The sequence below is a fragment of the Chryseobacterium sp. Marseille-Q8038 genome, assembly GCF_965111995.1.
Genome location: NZ_CBCOPN010000002.1, coordinates 1,657,141 through 1,676,320 on the forward strand (window position 1 = coordinate 1,657,141; position 19,180 = coordinate 1,676,320).

General features: G+C 34.5%; 12 protein-coding genes and 1 pseudogene. 3 read left to right on the top strand and 10 right to left on the bottom strand.

The features are described 5' to 3' along the window. Nucleotides 1-11: 11 nt before the first annotated feature. Together ACWPWS_RS21495 and ACWPWS_RS21500 are read right to left on the bottom strand one after the other, a co-directional pair. A complete protein-coding gene (locus ACWPWS_RS21495) occupies nt 12-941 on the bottom strand; it encodes a S66 peptidase family protein (protein WP_454047852.1) in 930 nt (309 codons plus the stop codon). Beyond that, nucleotides 938-1,624 carry a LysE family translocator gene (locus ACWPWS_RS21500; protein ID WP_209786526.1) on the bottom strand — a complete coding sequence of 229 codons (687 nt, stop codon included), beginning with the start codon at nt 1,622-1,624 and terminating at the stop codon, nt 938-940. Before ACWPWS_RS21500 ends, ACWPWS_RS21495 begins: the two co-directional genes overlap by 4 nt. A 274-nt stretch (nt 1,625-1,898) precedes the next feature. Here ACWPWS_RS21500 and ACWPWS_RS21505 point away from each other — a divergent pair, with 274 nt between their 5' ends. Then, nucleotides 1,899-2,753: a T9SS type A sorting domain-containing protein gene (locus tag ACWPWS_RS21505; protein WP_454047853.1), complete on the top strand. Its 855-nt coding sequence runs from the start codon at nt 1,899-1,901 to the stop codon at nt 2,751-2,753. Nucleotides 2,754-2,808: 55 nt separating this feature from the next. On the opposite strand, the gene rnr is transcribed toward ACWPWS_RS21505, so the two are convergent. Next, entirely contained in the window at nt 2,809-4,914 is a 2,106-nt protein-coding gene (rnr, locus tag ACWPWS_RS21510; RefSeq protein ID WP_454047854.1) for a ribonuclease R, read from the bottom strand. Nucleotides 4,915-5,298: 384 nt separating this feature from the next. Beyond that, on the bottom strand, nt 5,299-5,733 hold the full coding sequence (gene rpiB, locus ACWPWS_RS21515) for a ribose 5-phosphate isomerase B (protein ID WP_454047855.1): 435 nt from the start codon (nt 5,731-5,733) through the stop codon (nt 5,299-5,301). Between the two features lie 642 nt (nt 5,734-6,375). Here rpiB and ACWPWS_RS21520 point away from each other — a divergent pair. Next, on the top strand, nt 6,376-7,566 hold the full coding sequence (locus ACWPWS_RS21520; RefSeq protein WP_454047856.1) for a phosphoglycerate kinase: 1,191 nt from the start codon (nt 6,376-6,378) through the stop codon (nt 7,564-7,566). A gap of 1,312 nt (nt 7,567-8,878) precedes the next feature. Here the strand turns inward: ACWPWS_RS21520 and ACWPWS_RS21525 are convergent. The 6 genes and pseudogenes from ACWPWS_RS21525 to ACWPWS_RS21550 all read right to left on the bottom strand — a co-directional run bounded on the left by ACWPWS_RS21525 (nt 8,879) and on the right by ACWPWS_RS21550 (nt 17,635). After that, the gene (locus ACWPWS_RS21525) at nt 8,879-9,700 is read right to left on the bottom strand and encodes a class I SAM-dependent methyltransferase (RefSeq protein WP_454047857.1); all 822 of its coding nucleotides are present in this window, start codon (nt 9,698-9,700) and stop codon (nt 8,879-8,881) included. 118 nt (nt 9,701-9,818) lie between these two features. Continuing rightward, nucleotides 9,819-11,681 (bottom strand): tRNA uridine-5-carboxymethylaminomethyl(34) synthesis enzyme MnmG, encoded by a 1,863-nt coding sequence (mnmG, locus tag ACWPWS_RS21530; RefSeq protein ID WP_454047858.1) that lies wholly within the window; start codon nt 11,679-11,681, stop codon nt 9,819-9,821. 147 nt (nt 11,682-11,828) lie between these two features. Further along, on the bottom strand, nt 11,829-12,248 hold the full coding sequence (ybeY, locus tag ACWPWS_RS21535; protein ID WP_454047859.1) for an rRNA maturation RNase YbeY: 420 nt from the start codon (nt 12,246-12,248) through the stop codon (nt 11,829-11,831). Nucleotides 12,249-12,253: 5 nt separating this feature from the next. Continuing rightward, nucleotides 12,254-14,413 (bottom strand): patatin-like phospholipase family protein, encoded by a 2,160-nt coding sequence (locus ACWPWS_RS21540; protein ID WP_105682924.1) that lies wholly within the window; start codon nt 14,411-14,413, stop codon nt 12,254-12,256. Between the two features lie 2 nt (nt 14,414-14,415). After that, a pseudogene (locus ACWPWS_RS21545) lies at nt 14,416-16,862 on the bottom strand (bifunctional UDP-N-acetylmuramoyl-tripeptide:D-alanyl-D-alanine ligase/alanine racemase). A 185-nt stretch (nt 16,863-17,047) separates the two neighbouring features. After that, a complete protein-coding gene (locus ACWPWS_RS21550) occupies nt 17,048-17,635 on the bottom strand; it encodes a thymidine kinase (protein WP_209786519.1) in 588 nt (195 codons plus the stop codon). Nucleotides 17,636-17,696: 61 nt separating this feature from the next. Between ACWPWS_RS21550 and ACWPWS_RS21555 the strand changes: the two genes are divergently transcribed. After that, nucleotides 17,697-19,178: a hypothetical protein gene (locus ACWPWS_RS21555; protein ID WP_454047860.1), complete on the top strand. Its 1,482-nt coding sequence runs from the start codon at nt 17,697-17,699 to the stop codon at nt 19,176-19,178. The last annotated feature ends 2 nt before the right edge of the window (nt 19,179-19,180 follow it).

Below are 19,180 nucleotides of genomic sequence, written 5' to 3' on the forward strand. Positions count from 1 at the left end.
AGTGGTGATATTTAAAACTCTACTTTGACCTTAGTACCAACCTTCACTTTAACATTTCCACCTATTAATAGCGGCCTATTGTCCTTAATATGTCCATTGGGGAAACCGAATATCACAGGAAATTTATACTTTGAAATTCTATCCGAGATCAGTTTATAGGCAAATTCATCAAAGCTTTCTTCATAGCTTTTATTCTCCTTTTCATCTCCCATATTGGTCATACCGCCAACGATGAGTCCTTTGATTTTATTGAATACTCCGGCCAGCTCCAGCGTCATAATCATACGGTCAAGCGCATAAAAGTTTTCTCCGATATCTTCAATAAACAAGATTTTATCTTTAAAGTCGAATGAATATTTGGTGCCTAAAAGGGCATAAACAAGGGCTAAATTCCCTCCAATCAATTCTCCTTCAATATTCCCTTCTTTATTGAATTGATGAGATTCAAGGCTATATTTTGGCTTTTTCCCTTTTAAGATATCAAAAATCAGGTCATAGCTTTCCTCAGTAACTCCAAAACTCGAAGTTTTAATCGTTTGTCCGTGAATGGAGGCAAAACCTTTTTTCAACAGATAACTTTGAATTACCGTATTATCAGAGTAGCCAATGTACCATTTCGGGTTTTCAGTAAAGTTTTTCAATTTCAGATGCTGAATCAGATGCTGGCAGCCATAGCCTCCTCTGGAAGCCCAAACAGCTTTAACTTCTGTATCATTTAAAGCCCAGTTGATATCTTTTATTCTTTCCTTTTCTGTTCCGGCATAATTGTATCCGTTTGAAAATTTGGTGTAAAGATGCTCCCCGAGAATGGGTTCAAAACCTCTACTTTTAATCATTTCTATTCCCTTTTCCAGTTGAGAGGCATCTACCGATCCTGCAGGGGAAATAACAGCTATTTTGTCTCCTTTTTTAAGAGACTTAGGAAAGATCATTTTTTTCATTTTGTTTTTTGATATTTTACTTCTTTCTTCTCTGCTTCTTCCAGCTGTCTTTCAAACTGGTTGAACTTCTTGAAACTTTGCAGGAAGATAAAGAAACTGAATACAATAAGAATACAACCAACAACTCTTCTGATTTGGTTGGCTAGTTTTTGTGTTAATTTATCGTGAAATTGCTTGGCAAGAAATATCTTCGCAAGATCTATTGAAAGGTATGTGCCCAATACTATGCCTATGTATAAAATAAAACTGCTGGTGTCCGGATATTGATTCCTTACAGAAATTACTGTTACCAGCCAGAAAAGGATAACACCAACATTTAAGAGATTAAAGAAAAAACCATTGAAAAATGTTTTAAAATAATTCTGTCCAATGATCCTTTCCTCACCAGGCATATGCATTTTGGTTTTGGTGACCAGCATCACAATTCCGTAAATAAAAATAAGAATAGAAGTGATCCTATAAAATCCCGGGTGTTTATCAATTAAAGTGACGATATCTGTACTGGCATAGTACGCTGCTACAATACATAATAAATCTGCCGTAATAACACCAAGATCCAGTGATAAGGCATGTCTGGGGCCTCTGGAAAAGCTGGTTTCAATTAACAGGAAAAATATAGGTCCTATGAAAACCAGGCTCAGCATAAATCCTAATATGATGGCAGATAGTACAAGTTCTAGCATTAAGTGGTGTTTTAAAATGAAAAAAAATTCATTTCGTTTTATACAAAGTTATACTTTATGATTTAATTATTCAATAAAGTCCCATTTTAAAATAAAGACTCATTATCAAAAACTTGTAAAATAAAAAAAAATCATCCAAATAAAAGATTTAAAAACTTTTTCATTCATTCTACAACTTACTGTATTACAAATATCTTTATTGTATCCATGAGTATATTTTATATCTTTGCCCTTCTTTAATTTTCATACTAACTAATAACTAAAACAAACAAAAATGATGCGTAAGAAACATTTTCTACTTTCGATTTTATTAAGTATTCCAGCAATTTCTTTTTCTCAGGTAACATTAGGACAGGTTGATGACTTTCAGGATTTCACCACGCGAAACTGGACAAAAAACAATACCATACCTAATGCCAATATTTTTGATGGAGGACCTTTGGGTGCAGGTGACAATTTTTTACGTGTAAGTTCAAACGGCTCTGGTTCAAATCTTAATCTGATGACTTTTAATAATGCTCAGTGGACCGGAAGTTTTACCAGTGCAGGTATTACTTATATCTCGATGGATGTAAGAAATTCGGGGAGTGAAATCATATATTTAAGATTATCATTCAGATATAGTGTTTCCAGCACTCAACAGGAAGTCTGGAGTACCACTAATCCAATAGCAGTTATTCCCGGAGCAGGCTGGAAAAAAATATCTTTTCCGATAAATCAGGCTTCTGTTGTAAGAGTATCGGGATTAAACCCTTATTCTACAACGTTCTCTCATGTACAGGAAATGCGAATTTTACATAATGATGCCCCAAGCTGGGATTCAGATCCTATTACAGCAACATTAGATATTGACAATATCAGAGCTACAAATCAGGCATTGGGTGTATCCAGTGTTAAGCTTACAGAAAATAATTTTAAAATTGCTCCAAACCCAACTTCGGACTATCTTCAGGTTCTTGGTCTGACTAAAAAATCAGGCTTTAAAGTATATAATGCTTCAGGAAATCTTGTTAAAGAAGGTATTATCAATAACAACACTGAAAAAATCAATATTCAGGATCTTACCAGTGGAATTTACTTTATCAAATTAGACTCAGGAGAGTCTTCTTTCAAATTTGTGAAAAAATAAATTAATAAAAAAGAGGCCTTTTTAAAGACCTCTTTTTTATTTCAGTTATGCTGGTTTATTCTACAATCTTAAAATCAAGCTGTTTCTGGATCAGGTTAGCTTTTACCACCTTGATCTGAACTTCATCTCCCAACTGATATTTTTTTCCGTGTCTTATTCCGTATACAGCATGTGTTTTTGCATCATACATATATGAATCATCTACAAGATCTCTTAGTTTGATCAAACCTTCAGCACCGTTTTCAGGAATTTCCACCCAGAAACCGAATTCTGCCACTCCGGAAATAACTCCTTTGAAAGTTTCACCCAAATGTTTTTCCATGAATTTCACCTGCATGAATTTGATAGAATCTCTTTCTGCATCTGCAGCCAGTCTTTCCATTGCACTACAGTGTTTTGCCTTTTCTTCAAGATCACCTCTGTTTGGAGATTTTCCTCCGTCCAGATAATGCTGAAGAAGACGGTGTGCAAGCAAATCCGGATAACGACGGATAGGAGAGGTAAAGTGGGAATAATACTCAAAACCTAAACCATAGTGCCCAATAGGCTCTGTAGAGTATACTGCTTTACTCATACTTCGCATTGCAAGCGTTTCAATCATATTCTCTTCGCCTTTTCCTTTTACATCATGAAGAAGCTTATTCAAAGATGCCGCCACCTTTTTGGTATTGGCCAGATCCATTTTATATCCGAAAGTAGCAACGAAATCCCTCAAAGATTCCAGTTTTGCAGGATCCGGATCATCGTGAACCCTATAAATAAATGTATTGTTAGTGATTTCTCCTTTTCTGCTCAGAGATACATATTCAGATACTTTTTTATTGGCTAAAAGCATGAATTCTTCGATCAGGTGATTGGAATCTTTACTGATTTTAAAGTAAACTCCAATTGGCTCATTATTTTCATCAAGATTGAATCTTACTTCACTTCTGTCAAATGTAATAGCTCCTTTTCTGATACGTTCATGACGCAAAATTTTGGCCAGTTTGTCCAGCGTATTAATCTCTTCGGCCAGATCTCCCTGTCCGGTTTCAATTCTTTCCTGAGCTTCTTCATAGGTAAACCTTCTGTCTGAGTGGATAACCGTTCTTCCAAACCACTGTTTCTGAATTTCCGCATTGTCATTCAGTTCAAAAACAGCTGAAAAAGTATATTTATCTTCGTGTGGACGAAGGGAACAAACATCATTACTCAACACTTCCGGAAGCATCGGTACAACCCTGTCAACAAGATATACTGAGGTTGCTCTCTGATACGCTTCATCATCCAGAATCGTTCCCGGAACTACATAATGAGAGACATCTGCAATATGAACTCCGATTTCCCAGTTTCCATTTTCCAGTTTTCTTATGGATAAAGCATCATCAAAGTCCTTTGCATCTTTAGGGTCAATCGTAAATGTACAGATGTTACGCATATCCCAGCGTTTTGCAACCTCTTCATCAGTAATACTTCTGTCGATTTTATCTGCATCAGCTTCTACTTCCGATGGAAATTCATAAGGCAGACCATATTCTGCAAGAATAGAGTGGATCTCCGTTTCATGTTCTCCCGGAGCTCCCAATACCTGAATAATTTCCCCTTCCGGATTTTTATCCCCTGGTCTCCATTCTGTCATTTTTACAATGACCTTATCACCATCTTCAGCAGTGCTGAATTTTCCTTTTGGAATAAAGATATCCGTGTTGATTGATTTTTTATCACAAACCACAAACCCAAAATCTTTATGTAATACCTTCTGAAATGTTCCTACAAATTCTGTTCTGTTACGTTCTAAAACTTCAAGTACGGAGCCTTCAAGTTTCTTTCCTTTATAATGATAAGTTATAATAAGAACCTTATCTCCCTGCAAGGCATCCTTCACATTTTTGGCATGAACGAAGACATCATCTTCCAATCCTTCTACACTTACATAAGCATTTCCACTTTGGTTGAAGTCAATAATTCCGGTAAGCGTTCCTGCAATTTTCAGGTTCACAATATATTTTCCTTTTTCCACTTCTTTGATCTTTTCAGATCCCTGAAGTTTATGCAGTGCCTGGATGACAAGTTCTCTTTGTCTTGGATTTTTATAATCTATTCCGTCAGCAATCTGCTTGTAATTATAAATTTTGGATGAATTCGCATTCATAAATCGGAGGATCAGTCTTCCGATCTCCATCAATTTTAAATCATTTTTATGACTTATATATTTTCTTTTTTTGGCATGTTAATTTTCTTTTTACATTGTTTTGGTTTTATTTTACATAAAACCTTTTTCTAAATCTTCCTTATTCATTCCTTCGTATAAGGTCATTCAATTTCATCATTAGATTCTTTCCGCAAATTATCAGAAATCATTTTTAATTTCGCTTACAACGGGAGCTTTAGTTTTGTATAAATTTAATACAATTCTGGAGAAGAAAAGAGAAAAACCTTCTATTAAATATATTTCAAATATAAGAAAGGCTTTGGAGAATAATAGAGTGTAATTTCTATTGGACACTGCAAATGTACGAATAAAAAATAAATAAGGCTTGTAATGTGATTACAAGCCTTATTATATTTAGCAAACTGCAATTTTGTCAACTCTGTTCTGGTGTCTTCCACCTTCGAAGTCTGTTGAGAGAAATTTATCTACAATTTCAATCGCCAGTTCTTTTGATATAAATCTTGCCGGCATAGAAATCATGTTGGCATCATTATGGAGTCTTGCCAGTGTTGCAATCTCCGGCATCCAGCATAATGCACATCTTATTTTCTGATGTTTGTTCGCAGTGATCTGAACCCCGTTTCCGCTTCCACAGATCAGAATTCCCAGCTCATTTTCTCCGTTTTCCACAGAGGTTGCAGCAGGGTGTACAAAGTCCGGATAATCCACACTGTTTGTGGAAAACGTTCCAAAATCCTGAACTTCAAAATGTTCTGAAAGGTAGTTCTTAACAATCTCCTTATATTCATAGCCTGCATGGTCCGCTGCGATAGCAATTTTTCTTTTCATAATACTCTTATTAAGCTTTATTAGATTCTATTTCCTTACAAAGGTAAGAATAATAACAATTCGTGTTAGTAAACCCTGAGTTAATTGTGAAAAGGTATGTGAATAACTGTGGAAAACTTTTTTCAACTTTCTATTTTTAAAGACCAATTTATTTCGTAATAGAAATTCTTTCCGCAAATTTTTACCACAACTTTCCAGATGTTTTCTCCAGCTATCCCCAGCTTTTTCCATAATAAAATAACTAATAATCGTTTCATCTCAAAGTTATCAACATTTGTTAATAAGTATGTGAAATAGCGGGTTTACAAGGATTTATATTGTGAGTTAAATATGAATTCAATACAAGTTGAATGTTATCAATTATTACACTAAAACTTATCCCCGAAACTAACAACACTCAACAACAACTACATTATTCTTTTTTTTAAAAGAGATAAAATTGTTGATTAATGGATGATTGGGTTCGGGGAAAGTTTTTGAAAACTTTTATTTTAATCAAAGTGTTGAAAAAGTTTAAAACCTTACATTTGTGAAACGAAAATTCAATGAGATTTAGGAAATTGTCTTTGCGGGATTTACGGAAAAGTAAACCGGAATCTGGCCAAGGGGTTTCATAGAACTTTGAAAAAAATAAATCTACTTATGAAAACAATCAATGATTTCAATTTTAAAGATAAGAAAGCTCTGGTAAGAGTGGACTTCAATGTTCCGCAGGATGATCAGCTGAAGGTGACAGACAATACAAGAATTGTTGCTGTGAAACCAACAGTGGAGAAGATCCTTAATGATGGTGGTTCTGTCATCTTAATTACTCACCTGGGAAGACCTAAGGGAGAAGTGAAAGATGAGTTTTCTCTTAAACATATTGTGGGCGAAGTTTCTTCTGTTTTAGGAAAAGAAGTGAAATTTGTAGATGAGTGTATAGGAGAGAAGGCAGAGCAGGCTGCTGCAGAACTGAAACCAGGGGAGATCTTGTTATTGGAAAATGTACGTTTTCATAATGAGGAAGAAAAAGGCGATGCTGCCTTTGCAGAGAAACTTTCTAAGTTGGGAGATGCTTATGTAAATGATGCGTTTGGTACAGCACACAGAGCTCATGCTTCTACCGCGGTAATTGCTCAGTATTTTCCGTCAACTAAATATTTCGGTTTACTAATGGCTAAAGAGCTTCAGGCAATCGATAAAGTATTAAAGAGTGGAGAAAGACCTATTACGGCAATTCTGGGAGGTTCTAAAGTTTCAACTAAAATTACCATTATAGAAAATATTCTTCCTGCAATAGATAATTTGATCATTGGAGGAGGTATGGCATTTACATTTATTAAGGCTCTTGGAGGAAAAATTGGTAATTCTCTTGTAGAAGAAGACAAACTTCCTTTAGCACTTGAGATTTTAGGTAAAGCAAAAGAACATAAAGTAAAAGTATACCTTCCTTCTGATGCCATCATCGCTGAAAGCTTTAGTAATGATGTGGAGAGAAAAGAAGCTGATATTTATGCAATCCCTGAAGGATGGATGGGACTTGACGCGGGTCATAAATCAAGAGATCAGTTCAATGATGTTTTATTAAATTCAAGGACTATCCTTTGGAATGGACCAATCGGAGTTTTTGAAATGTCTCATTTTGCTGGTGGAACAGTGGCTTTAGGTGAAAGCATTGCTGAAGCAACAAGACTTGGAGCTTTCTCTCTAGTAGGAGGAGGAGACAGTGTTGCTTTTGTGAAGCAATTCGGATATGCAGATCAGGTAAGTTATGTTTCTACCGGAGGTGGAGCAATGCTTGAAAGTCTTGAAGGACTTGAGTTACCAGGGGTGGCTGCAATCAACAATTAATAGAAATAAAAACACAATATTTCAAAGCCTGCTAATTATATTAGCAGGCTTTTTTCTTTATGGAACTTTATAAAAATCCTTTATTGATCGTAGTTTTCATAAATATTTAGATATAACTTATAGTTATATAGGATGGAGTTGAATTCTTTTCCAGATACTTAGCTTTTTCAAAAATTCTATACTCAGAATATTACTTTTGAATTGATCAGTTTTACAGTTTTATTTCTCCTTTATACCGTTTTTTTTGCGGTAAATGACTATAATTTTACCATGAAATTTTAATTTTTCCTGGAGCTGATTGCATGTTTTTTTCATTATTCACTCATATGCTTTGGAAGAGATTGGTTGAATAAATAAAATGATAATTAGGAATATTCATGAGATGTAAGAGAGCCCTTTATGGGCAGTCTTAAAACTGATGGAATAACTTATGATATTTTTAAATTTAATCCGAATGGTTTGAATTAGGAATCTTCGATTTTTTTTGAAATTTAATTTTTTGTATGAATATTGGATTTTTGATTTTTATATTTTGCGAACCATTATAGGTTTTAGAGTAATTTTATGAGGAAATTCATGAATTATTTATTTCACACATTAGTGAAAGTGTTGTATTTGATTGATTTATAGTAATTAAACTATTTTTATATTAATTTTATACTTGTTTTTACCTGATATTATTGCTGAAGATTAGAAATTATTTTTTTAATGATGAAAAATGAGAGCTGAAATCAAAGTAGAAATCAAATTTTAAAATTTTATATGAGTTGAATTTTTAGTAGTATAGTTTTTTTGAGCTAAACTTATTTTGCGTTTGAACATATTAAAAAAATTACATGAAAATTTAGAATTTTCTTTTTTTCAAATAAATCTTTAAAAATCGACCTCTACAATTACTTCTAGAATCTTGAAACTATATTTTTCCGAGTATTTATATGTATTTTTATTTTAAAAAGATATTTACGGTATTTTTGTTTGAATTTACTTTTCAAAAGCTCATTTTTTGCTTAATTTCCAGTTCGGAAAGTACATTTGAAAAAATTGTTCAATAATTTCAAAGAAAGCTTTGATTGAGAAGGAGAATAAGAATTGACTGTCTTTTTTTCTTTCTTTATGAAATGGAGTAGGGAAGTATTTCAAGTAATTAAGAAAGAGGATTGTAAATTTGATTTTTGAGATAAAAGTTAAAAGAATATTAACTGTAAAATTTATAATAAAAAGAAAACTCAGGAGAAATAAATCCTGAGTTTTTTATTTTTAAGAGAGAAAATGCTGAAAATCGACCGTCATAAATGGTTCTAAAATCGATTTTCTATCTTTTTTCGATAATGTATATCAAACTTGAAAATTCGTTCGAAAATAGTGCTTTTACGTTCGAAATCGTTCCGTAGACCACAGCTTTTGTCCAAAATAGAGGTGATTTTTTGTATTTTTCGCTCAACATGGAGATGTAGTAGGAATCTAGTACCAAAGGTTTGATCTTTCTCATTTTCCAGTCTGAATTTTTGGAAATCAGATTTTCCATACCGTTTTTTGAAAAATGATAAATATGTCTTGGGACATCATAGGCTGCCCAATATTCTTTATAATGTATGGCATCATAAGAAGTAGGGTTGGGAACAGCGATAACAAGAATTCCTTTTTCTTTTAATTTGCTGTGAAAAATAGAAAGCATTTCATCCTGGTTTTCGATATGTTCAAATACATGCCAGAGTGTAATAGCATCTAAGCTTTTATCTTCAATTTTATGAATATCGTCTAAAATTGTAGCTTTTGTTATTTTACTGAGTGCTGCTTTTCTTGCATCAGAATCTGGTTCAAAACCAAAAACTTCAAAATCATTTTCTATGTATTTTACAAACTCCCCGGCACCGCATCCATAATCAAGAACTTTTGATCCTTTTTTTATTCTGTCAATCAGTATATTTTTTTTGTACTGAAGATTGAAAGACTGAAGGAATTTATATAATTTTTCTTTCAGACTTCCGGAATCCTGATGATGAGAAATGTAATCTTCACTTTCATAATATCTGGAAATATTTGATGGGATAGGAGTGGTTTTGAAGACTCCTTTTGTATCTGTCTCTTTAATTTCAAATATTTCCTGTGAAAGAAAATGATCTTTTATTTTCATTGAAGTAAATATCTTTTATATGATAAAAAAATTAAGATATCCAGAGGCTGGTAGAACCTCATAAATACCTTAATTTTTGTTTTATATTTTTTAATGTTTCACGTGAAACATTTCTTTTTTAACGTCCTAAATAGACTAGTAAAACGTTTATATCGGCTGGTGAGACACCGCTTATTCTTCCTGCTTGTGCAATGGTCTTCGGACGTACGTTAGACATCTTCTGTTTTGCCTCTGCAGAAAGGCTGCTTAGCTTCGTATAATCAAAGTCTTCCGGAATTTTAATGTTTTCCAGACGGTTCAGCTTCGCTACATTTTCTTTTTCTTTCTCAATATATCCTTTATACTTTATATTAATCTCTGCCTGTTCTCTTACTTCGTCACTGTATTGAGAAGAAACTTCTTTAATAGAATCAATTTCATCCAACTTTTCTAAAGTTATATTAGGTCTGGTAAGAAACTGTGCTGCTCGGTATGCCTGATCTACAGGGTTACTCTCAATAGATTCAAGAATAGGGTTGATAACGCCAGGTTTTAAAGAAGTTTCGCGAAGAAACTCTTCAAGTGATTGACTTTCAGATATTTTAGCTTCTACACGTCTTAATCTGTCTTCTTTTGCAAGTCCTAACTGGTATGCTTTTTCAGTCAATCTGATATCTGCATTATCCTGTCTTAAAAGAAGTCTGTATTCTGCACGGGAAGTAAACATTCTATAAGGTTCTTCCGTTCCTTTGGTAATTAGATCGTCAATCAATACTCCAATATAAGCTTCATCTCTGTTTAAGATAAAATCTCCTTTTTCGTGAACTTTATTGTGTGCATTGATACCGGCAATTAATCCTTGTCCTGCTGCTTCTTCATATCCGGTTGTTCCATTGATCTGTCCTGCAAAATATAAATTATCAATTAATTTTGTTTCCAGAGTATGCTTCAGCTGGGTAGGAGGGAAGTAGTCATATTCAATAGCGTAACCTGGACGGAAAACTTTTACATTTTCAAATCCTGGAATATGTTTCATGGCTTTGATCTGTACATCTTCCGGAAGAGAAGAGCTGAATCCGTTTACATAGATTTCTACAGTTTTCCATCCTTCCGGTTCTACGAAAAGCTGATGTCTGTTTCTTTCTGCAAAACGATTGATTTTATCTTCAATACTTGGACAGTATCTTGGACCTAAACTTTGAATGGTACCATTGAACATTGGGCTTCTGTCAAAACCTTCTCTTAAAATATCGTGTACGGTTTCGTTAGTATATACGATATGACAGCTTAATTGTTTTGTTAATTTCGGAGTATCAAGGTAGCTGAATTTTTGAGGATTTTCATCTCCTTTCTGTTCTTCCATTTTTGAGTAGTCCAAACTTCTTCCGTCTACTCTTGGTGGAGTACCGGTTTTCATTCTTCCTGCTTCAAAACCTAAAGTGACCAATTGTTCTGTAATCCCAAATGCTCTTGGTTCACCCATTCTTCCTCCTCCTAATTGTTTATCTCCAACGTGAATTAATCCGTTAAGAAAAGTTCCGTTAGTAAGAACTACAGATTTTGCTCTGATCTCAATTCCTAAAGAAGTAACAACTCCTGCTACTTTATTATTTTCAACAATCAGTTGTTTCACCATATCCTGAAAGAAATCAAGATTGGGAGTATTCTCTAATGCTAAGCGCCATTCTTCGGCAAAAAGCATTCTGTCATTTTGGGTTCTCGGAGACCACATCGCAGGACCTTTTGAAAGATTCAGCATCTTGAATTGAATAGCAGATTTGTCTGCTACAATTCCGGAATATCCTCCCATTGCATCAATCTCTCTTACGATCTGTCCTTTTGCGATTCCGCCCATTGCCGGGTTGCAACTCATCTGTCCGATGGTCTGCATATTCATTGTAACAAGTAGTGTTTTTGAACCGAGGTTGGCTGCTGCTGCTGCTGCTTCACAACCTGCGTGTCCGGCACCTACTACTATCACATCATATATTTCTGAAATCATTTTTATCTCGCTTGTTTTAAGCTTTAAACCTTATCTTTATAATCAATGTTTCACGTGAAACATTTTTGGAGAATGCACTCTAGGTAAATGTATATTATTGCTAGAATAGAGTACTTTAGATATGGGACTTTAAGTGATTGTTCAAATTTAAAACTTTAAATCCCTGTATTTATCAAGGTACAGATCTTCCATTCTCCGCATCTCTTTTTCTTCCTCTTCCGTCTTGTCTTTATAGCCTGCCAGATGTAAAATTCCGTGGGCTAAAACCCTTCTTAATTCTTCTTCATAATCTCGGGAAAGGGTAGAGGCGTTATCAGAAATGCGTTGCAAAGATACGAAAATCTCAGCGCTTATTGTCTTGCCTTTTACATAATCAAAAGTGATGATATCTGTATAATAATCATGCTGCAAATAATCCTGATTGATCTTAAGAAGATATTCATCATCACAGAAAATGTAATTAATTTCTCCCGTTTTTTTTCCTTCTGAAAGAATAAGATCTTCCAGCCATTTTTTGTAATCTGCACTTACCGACTCTGGTAAGTTTTCATAAAAGAATTGTATCATTTTTTTTAAAACCAGTGTCCTAAAATAACACTGAATATCCCTTTTTGGTTATTTTTAAGTGAGTGGCTGAAGTTTACTTTGATCTGCCCGAAAGGTGATTTGTAACCAGCCGTTATTCCCAGTGAGCTATAATTTACTTTAACAGCATCTTCAAACTTGATATCGTTTGATAAGTTTGCAAAGGTAAAGTTTCCACTGATAAAATAGTTTTTATTAAATTTAAACTGGATATCATTAGATGCCAGTATTACATTATTTGTATAAAGCTGGGCGAAATAAAATCCTCCAAAGCTTTTAAAATTCATGAGATTCTGTTCAAATATTCCGCCTAATCTGAATTGGTAATAAGCAGGAAGATTTTCACCGATAGTAACCCCTCCAAATAGATTCAGACGATAACTGAATTGCTTGCTAAGTGGAATGTTAAGTCTAAGGTCTGCTTTAATCTGAATAATTCTTTTGTCAACTTCAGATTTTAAAAGATCAACTACCTTTCCTTCAGCTGCAAAATAAACCCCTTTTGAAGGAAATTCCTTATCATCTTGGGTATCGGTTTTTATGAAGATATAAGGATTCAAAAAACGGCTGTAACGTCTGTTGTCTCCATTGCTGTTTTCTGCTTTAAAATAGTCATGACTGATACCACCCCCAATGGCAAACTTATCCTTCCATACAGATTGTATATAAGCTTCATTTCTGATCCATTCCCAGCGGTCTACTACATAGTTATCTACATTCTTTATATCAAAGCTCATTCCTGATGAATAGAGGCCAAATCCTGGAATATATCCGTTATCAATAAAATAGTTCAGGTAATATCTCATACGATCTCCTACAACAACATCCAGTGAGAGGTTTGAATTTTTAAATAAAAGCCTCTTTGCTGAATAGTTCAAAAGAAGTCCGGTCTTGAAGACTTCATCATAATGGAGTCCAAATTTTAGAAAATGACGGGTATCATCTTCTGTCACATAGAGCTTCAGGTAATTGGCGTCATTTTCCTGAACGATATCATAATTGATAAATTTGTAGTTGTTGGTAGCAACCAATTTATCAATCATTTTATTAATACTTCCATAAGTTTGTAAAGAGGGAAGACGAAGTCCCATTTTCCCCAGCGTGTAGTTTTTGCCATAGATTTTACTTCCTTCAATAGAAATGCTGTCTATTTTGTATACATTGGAATAAATAGGGTTTATACGCTGTCTGAGACGGTCAAACGGACGCTTGGGCAGCTGGTCTAATACCTGAGAATATTTTAATCCTTCTACATATCCACTGTCAAGAATTTTCTTTTTATCATCATAGCTGGTGGCAGACATTCCTTTCAGATTGGGTTTGATATTGATGTCTGTATATTTATATTGTCTTCGGGTATCTTTTTTTATTCCGAAATCAATGACCTGGTTCAGAATGGCTATAATATTGTTTAAATCTTCTCTTTTTGAGAGATCCTGATTAAGATCCACCCCGATTACGATATCGATTCCTTTATCCTTTAAAGGCTTTGAAGGATAGTTTACCGTCATTGCTCCATCAATATAAATACTGTCACCAATTTTTACCGGATCCATTAAGGAAGGAAATGCTGAACTTGCCATGATAGACTGTACGAGATCTCCTTTTTCAAATATCTGCATATTGCCGCTTTCAAGATTGGTTGCAACACACATGAATGGAATTGGCATTTTGGAAAAGTCCTCAATATTGGAAACGTTCTTAAAGAGTTCTTTCAGAAGATAAACATTTCTTTGTCCCGTACTGATAGAAGAGGGAAGTGTAATTTTTCCGTTTTTGAGCGGAATGGATAAAAGGTATTTGTCTACAGACTTATTAAAAAAGCTGGCTTCCTGTCGTGATTTGGGATCCATGATTAAAGAATAGAAATCTGTATCCATGACAATTTTTTCTATTTCTTTCCCGGAATAGCCGGCGGCATATAATCCGCCCACTATGGCTCCCATACTTGTTCCGGAGATATAGTCCACCTTCACTCCCAATGAATCTAATACTTTAAGAACTCCGACATGTGAAAAACCCTTGGCACCACCACCGGCGAGTGACAGCCCTATCTTTGGATTTTTCGGAATCACCAAATCTTTTTTTACCTGAGAATGGATCAATAACAGTGGGAATATGAAAAGCAGAATCAGGAGTTTTTTCATAATTAATCTTTTATATAAATCCGTTTCACCCGGGGCGAAATGGAGGTTAATACTTCATAGGTTATCGTTTTGCAGTAGCCTGCGAATTCTTTTAAACTTGGTTTGGCGTTGAAAACAGTTACTGTATCACCTTCTTTTACATTGGGAATATGGTCTACATTAATCATCATCATATCCATACAGATATTTCCGACAATTGGTGCCAGCGTTTTATTAACGCCTACATTTCCTACCTGATTTCCAATCAGCCTTGGTATTCCATCAGCATATCCTACCGGAATTGTTGCTATTCTTGTAGGATGATCTGCTTTATATCTTCTGCTGTAACCTACAGATTCACCGTTTTCAACAGTTGATATCTGTGAAATTACGGTTTTAAAACTTACCACAGACTGCAGTTGCTTCTGAATTTCAGGATCTGCTGATTCTCCCAGCATTCCGATACCAATTCTTACCATATCATGCTGATGATCTTTATAGCTTGTAATACCTGCTGAGTTCAGAATATGACGGATAGGAGTGTACCCTAACTTTTCAGTAAGATAGCTGGAATTTTTATCGAAAACCTCCAGCTGTTTCAAGGTAAATTCTTTTTCTTCAGGCATATCAGAAGATGATAAATGGCTGAACATGCTTTGTACCTTTACGTTTTTCTGGCTTAAAGTTTCGCTTAACTGATCCAGCTCAAAATCTTTAAAACCAAGACGGTGCATTCCGGTTTCGAGTTTGATATGAATAGGATATTTCTTGTCGTATCCTGATTTCTGAACTGCTTCATAAAATAATTCCAGTACTCTGAAACTGTAAATCTCAGGTTCCAGATTATATTCTATGATCGTCTGATAGCTGTGCTGTTCCGGATTCATCACAATAATAGGAGTGGTGATCCCTTTTTTACGAAGTTCAACTCCTTCATCGACATAGGCTACACCAAGATAATCAATATGGTGATGCTGCAGAAACTCTGATACTTCATAGCTTCCCAGACCGTAGGCATTGGCTTTTACCATTGCCATCATTTTAGTTCCGGGTTTCAGCAGTGATTTATGATAATTAATATTATGAAGTATAGCATTAAGGTTTACTTCCAATACGGTATCATGCTTTCTGAGTTCGAGAATATCTTTAAGTTTTTCGATCTCAAATTTTCGGGCTCCTTTCAGCAGAATAATCTGATTTTCTAATTCAGTAAGATGTTTACTTTCAATGAGCTCTTTAGTATCAATGAAAGTATATGTTTTAGTTTTAAATAATTCACTGAACTTTGATATTTCATCACCGATTAAGAAGACCGAATCAAAATGCTGCTCATTCACCAGTTCAGAAACTTCTTCATATAATTCTTTTGCGTTGGAATTTACGCCTACAATATCAGTTAAGACCAGAGATTTTTTAGATTTATTATATTCATTCAAAAACTGAAGGGCGGTCTTCAAAGAATCGAGGTCAAGATTAAAAGAATCGTTGATGACAATATTGCCTTTAATTCCTTCTATTGCTTCAAGCCTCATTTCAACGGCTTTTAAAAGGTTGATTTTTCGACGATCTTTTTATTTTCGATATTCAGTTCCTTAAGGACTGTGATAAGCGCCAGAGCATTGGTTAATGTCGCTTCGTCTCTCTGATGAGCAGGAAAACTGATTTCTTCTCCAAAATAGTCAACAATAATGTTTTCATCTTTGGAAATATTGTTTTTGATGAAAACCTTATTCTCTTTTTTACAACCGTAAGAAATTAATTTTTTATCAGAATAGGATTTTTTAATTTTTTGATCAACCAAAGAATTATCACCATTATAAATAACAACTTCAGAATTTTTAAAAAGTCTGATTTTTTCATCAATCAATTCTTCTTCGGAAGAAAAGTTAGCAGCATGAGCCGTTCCGATGTGGGTAAGCAATCCGATCTGAGGATGGAAAATATTTTCAAGCTTTTCCATTTCATGGGGTTTTGAAATTCCCACTTCAAAAATTCCCAGCTGATGTGAGCTGTTGATCTGAAGAAGAGACAACGGAAGACCAATCTGAGAATTAAAGCTTTTTGGACTTTTTACAGTAGGAAATTCATTCCATAAACATTGATACAACCATTCTTTTAAAATAGTTTTACCATTACTTCCCGTAATTCCGATGGATTGTAGGTGAGAATTTTCGAAATGATATTGGGCTAATTTTTGAAGAAACTCTACGGAATTTTCAACAATGATCCAGGTTATATTTTCAAACTCCGGATACTGATGTTCAGAAATAATGATATTGATACCTCTGTCTATAGCAGATTCAATAAATTTTTCCCCGGAATTTTTAGGGGTATTGATCGCGATAAAGGCTGTATTTTTGGTAGAATAAATAATCCTGCTGTCGTAGGCTATATTTTTGATCAATAAATTTTTGTCCCCAATGATCTGTGCATTGGTGATCTCTGCAATGTGTTGTACTGTATAATTCATTGGTACCCTTTCTGCTTTATTTTGAGCGAAACTGCAAAAAGGAATAAAGACCATTATATCATCACATTCCCTTTTTAATATTTTACAATAGAGCTTTTTCGCTTCTCATTTTATATTAAGTGAATATATTTATGGTTTGATGCAAACAGCTATTTTATCATTGAGCTATTTTGCCTTTTACCCATTTATTTCCTTTTTGAAAGCACTTCGTCTATAAAAACACGGCGGCTTACAGCCTCATAACTTTCAGTTTCTCCCAATTCTACCAGGTCATTTCCCTGGGAAGTTCTCATGGAATAATTGGCAAGATTACCTGTTCTTTTGCAAATAGCATGCACTTTTGTAACGTACTCTGCAGTTGCCATCAAATTAGGCATTGGTCCGAAAGGACGACCTAAAAAGTCCATATCAAGACCAGCAATTACCACTCTGATACCGCTATTGGCAAGCTGATTGGCAACATCAACAATGCTTTCATCAAAAAACTGAGCTTCATCAATGGCTACTACATCACAGTTGGAAGCCAACAGAAGAATTTCATTAGGATTTTCTACTGCGGTACTGCGGATTTTATTCTGATTATGGGATACTACATCCTCCTCAGAATATCGTATATCCATTTTTGGTTTAAAAATTTCCACATTCTGCCCTGCCATTTCCGCTCTTCGCAATCTGCGGATAAGTTCCTCGGTTTTACCGGAAAACATAGAGCCACAAATCACTTCCATCCAACCACTTTGTTTGGAATGATTAATTGTATTTTCTAAAAACATTTGTTAAATTAGCCGTATATTTTTAACATCAAAAGTAAGCAATTTTAATAAGAATCTTATTATGCAGAATATCCAAGATTTAAAGGAAAAGATTTTTTTTGAATCCATGAATATCATTGATAATCTGGACAAAATAGGTAATATAGACGAATTACTTTCTAAGCAAGATCTTGTAGATGAGCTTGCTAACAGGATTTCTTTTTTGAAATTGCTGGAAAAAAATATTGAATACTTTATAGCCGAAAATCCGGGGCAGAATCCGGATAATCAGTATATCTCTTTTGCTTCAGGAGAGACAGAACATCATGATACCGGTAATGAAGTGACGGAAGAGGAAGCTATTTTCAATAATGAACTGAATGAAATTGATGAAAATGAAGTTTTTTCGGACGGATTAGAAGAAGAAGCTACTTTCAATAACCAGCTGAACGAAATTGTTGAAAACGAATTCCATGAAAATATTGTACATTTTGTGGAAGAGAACAATCTTGAAAGAGAGTCTGAAAATAATCAGGAACAAACTTCTGATCATGAAACGCTGGAAGAAGAAGCAGTTTTCAATAACCAGCTGAACGAAATTGATGAAAATGAAATTTCAGAAGAACAGAGAGCTGTTCTTAGTTTTGTAGACGAAGACAAAATTCTTGCAGATTCCACGCCAGATTCAGATGAAGATCTTAATGAAGATTTGTTTCATAACGAGGTAACGGAAGAAGAAGTTGTTTTCAATAATCAGCTGAATGAAATAGAAGATGAAGAGGATGAGATCTCAGAACAGGAATCAAAAAAAGAAACTGATTTCGCTGTAGTAAATGAGGCTAAACCTTTAGTCACAGAAACAATTCCAAGTATTTTTGATAGTGAAACACTGGAAGATGAAATACTGATTGAAGAAAGTGAAGAGCAGTTTGTGGCTTCCAACGTTTCGATAGAACAGGGAGAAATGGCAACAGAAACTTCTAATGTGGAAAATATTCTGAGTGAGATAAAAAATGACCATTCAGTGGAAGAAACCAAAGAAGAAAGCATCCTTGCTGAAGTCTATGACCGAAGAAAGATTGTGGAAATTGATAAACCTGTTCCCGAAGAAACAGATAAACATCCTTCTGATGAGAGCTTCGAAAATTTAGAAGAATACCATCGGGAGAAAAAAATAAAACTCGCCAATATCAAAGGAATGAAAGCTGTTCAGTCACTTTTTGATGACGATCACCTGGAACTTCCTAAGGAAGAAAAAACGATTCCGGTTGTAAAAGAAGATACGGGAAGCATTCTGAAATCCAATATTCCAACGCATTTCATGGAAGCTGATAAGCTGAAGCCTGAATTTAAGCTGGATCTGAATGACAGAATTGCCTTCACGAAGATGCTTTTTGAAGGAAGCCAGACGGATCTGAATGACACAGTATATCAGCTGAATCAATTCAAAACACTGGAAGAAGCCAAAGAATATCTTAGTGATCTGTATTACGAAAGAAAATGGAATAAGGTGGATGAATATGCACAGAGACTTTGGATATTGGTAGAAAATAAATTCTTATAATT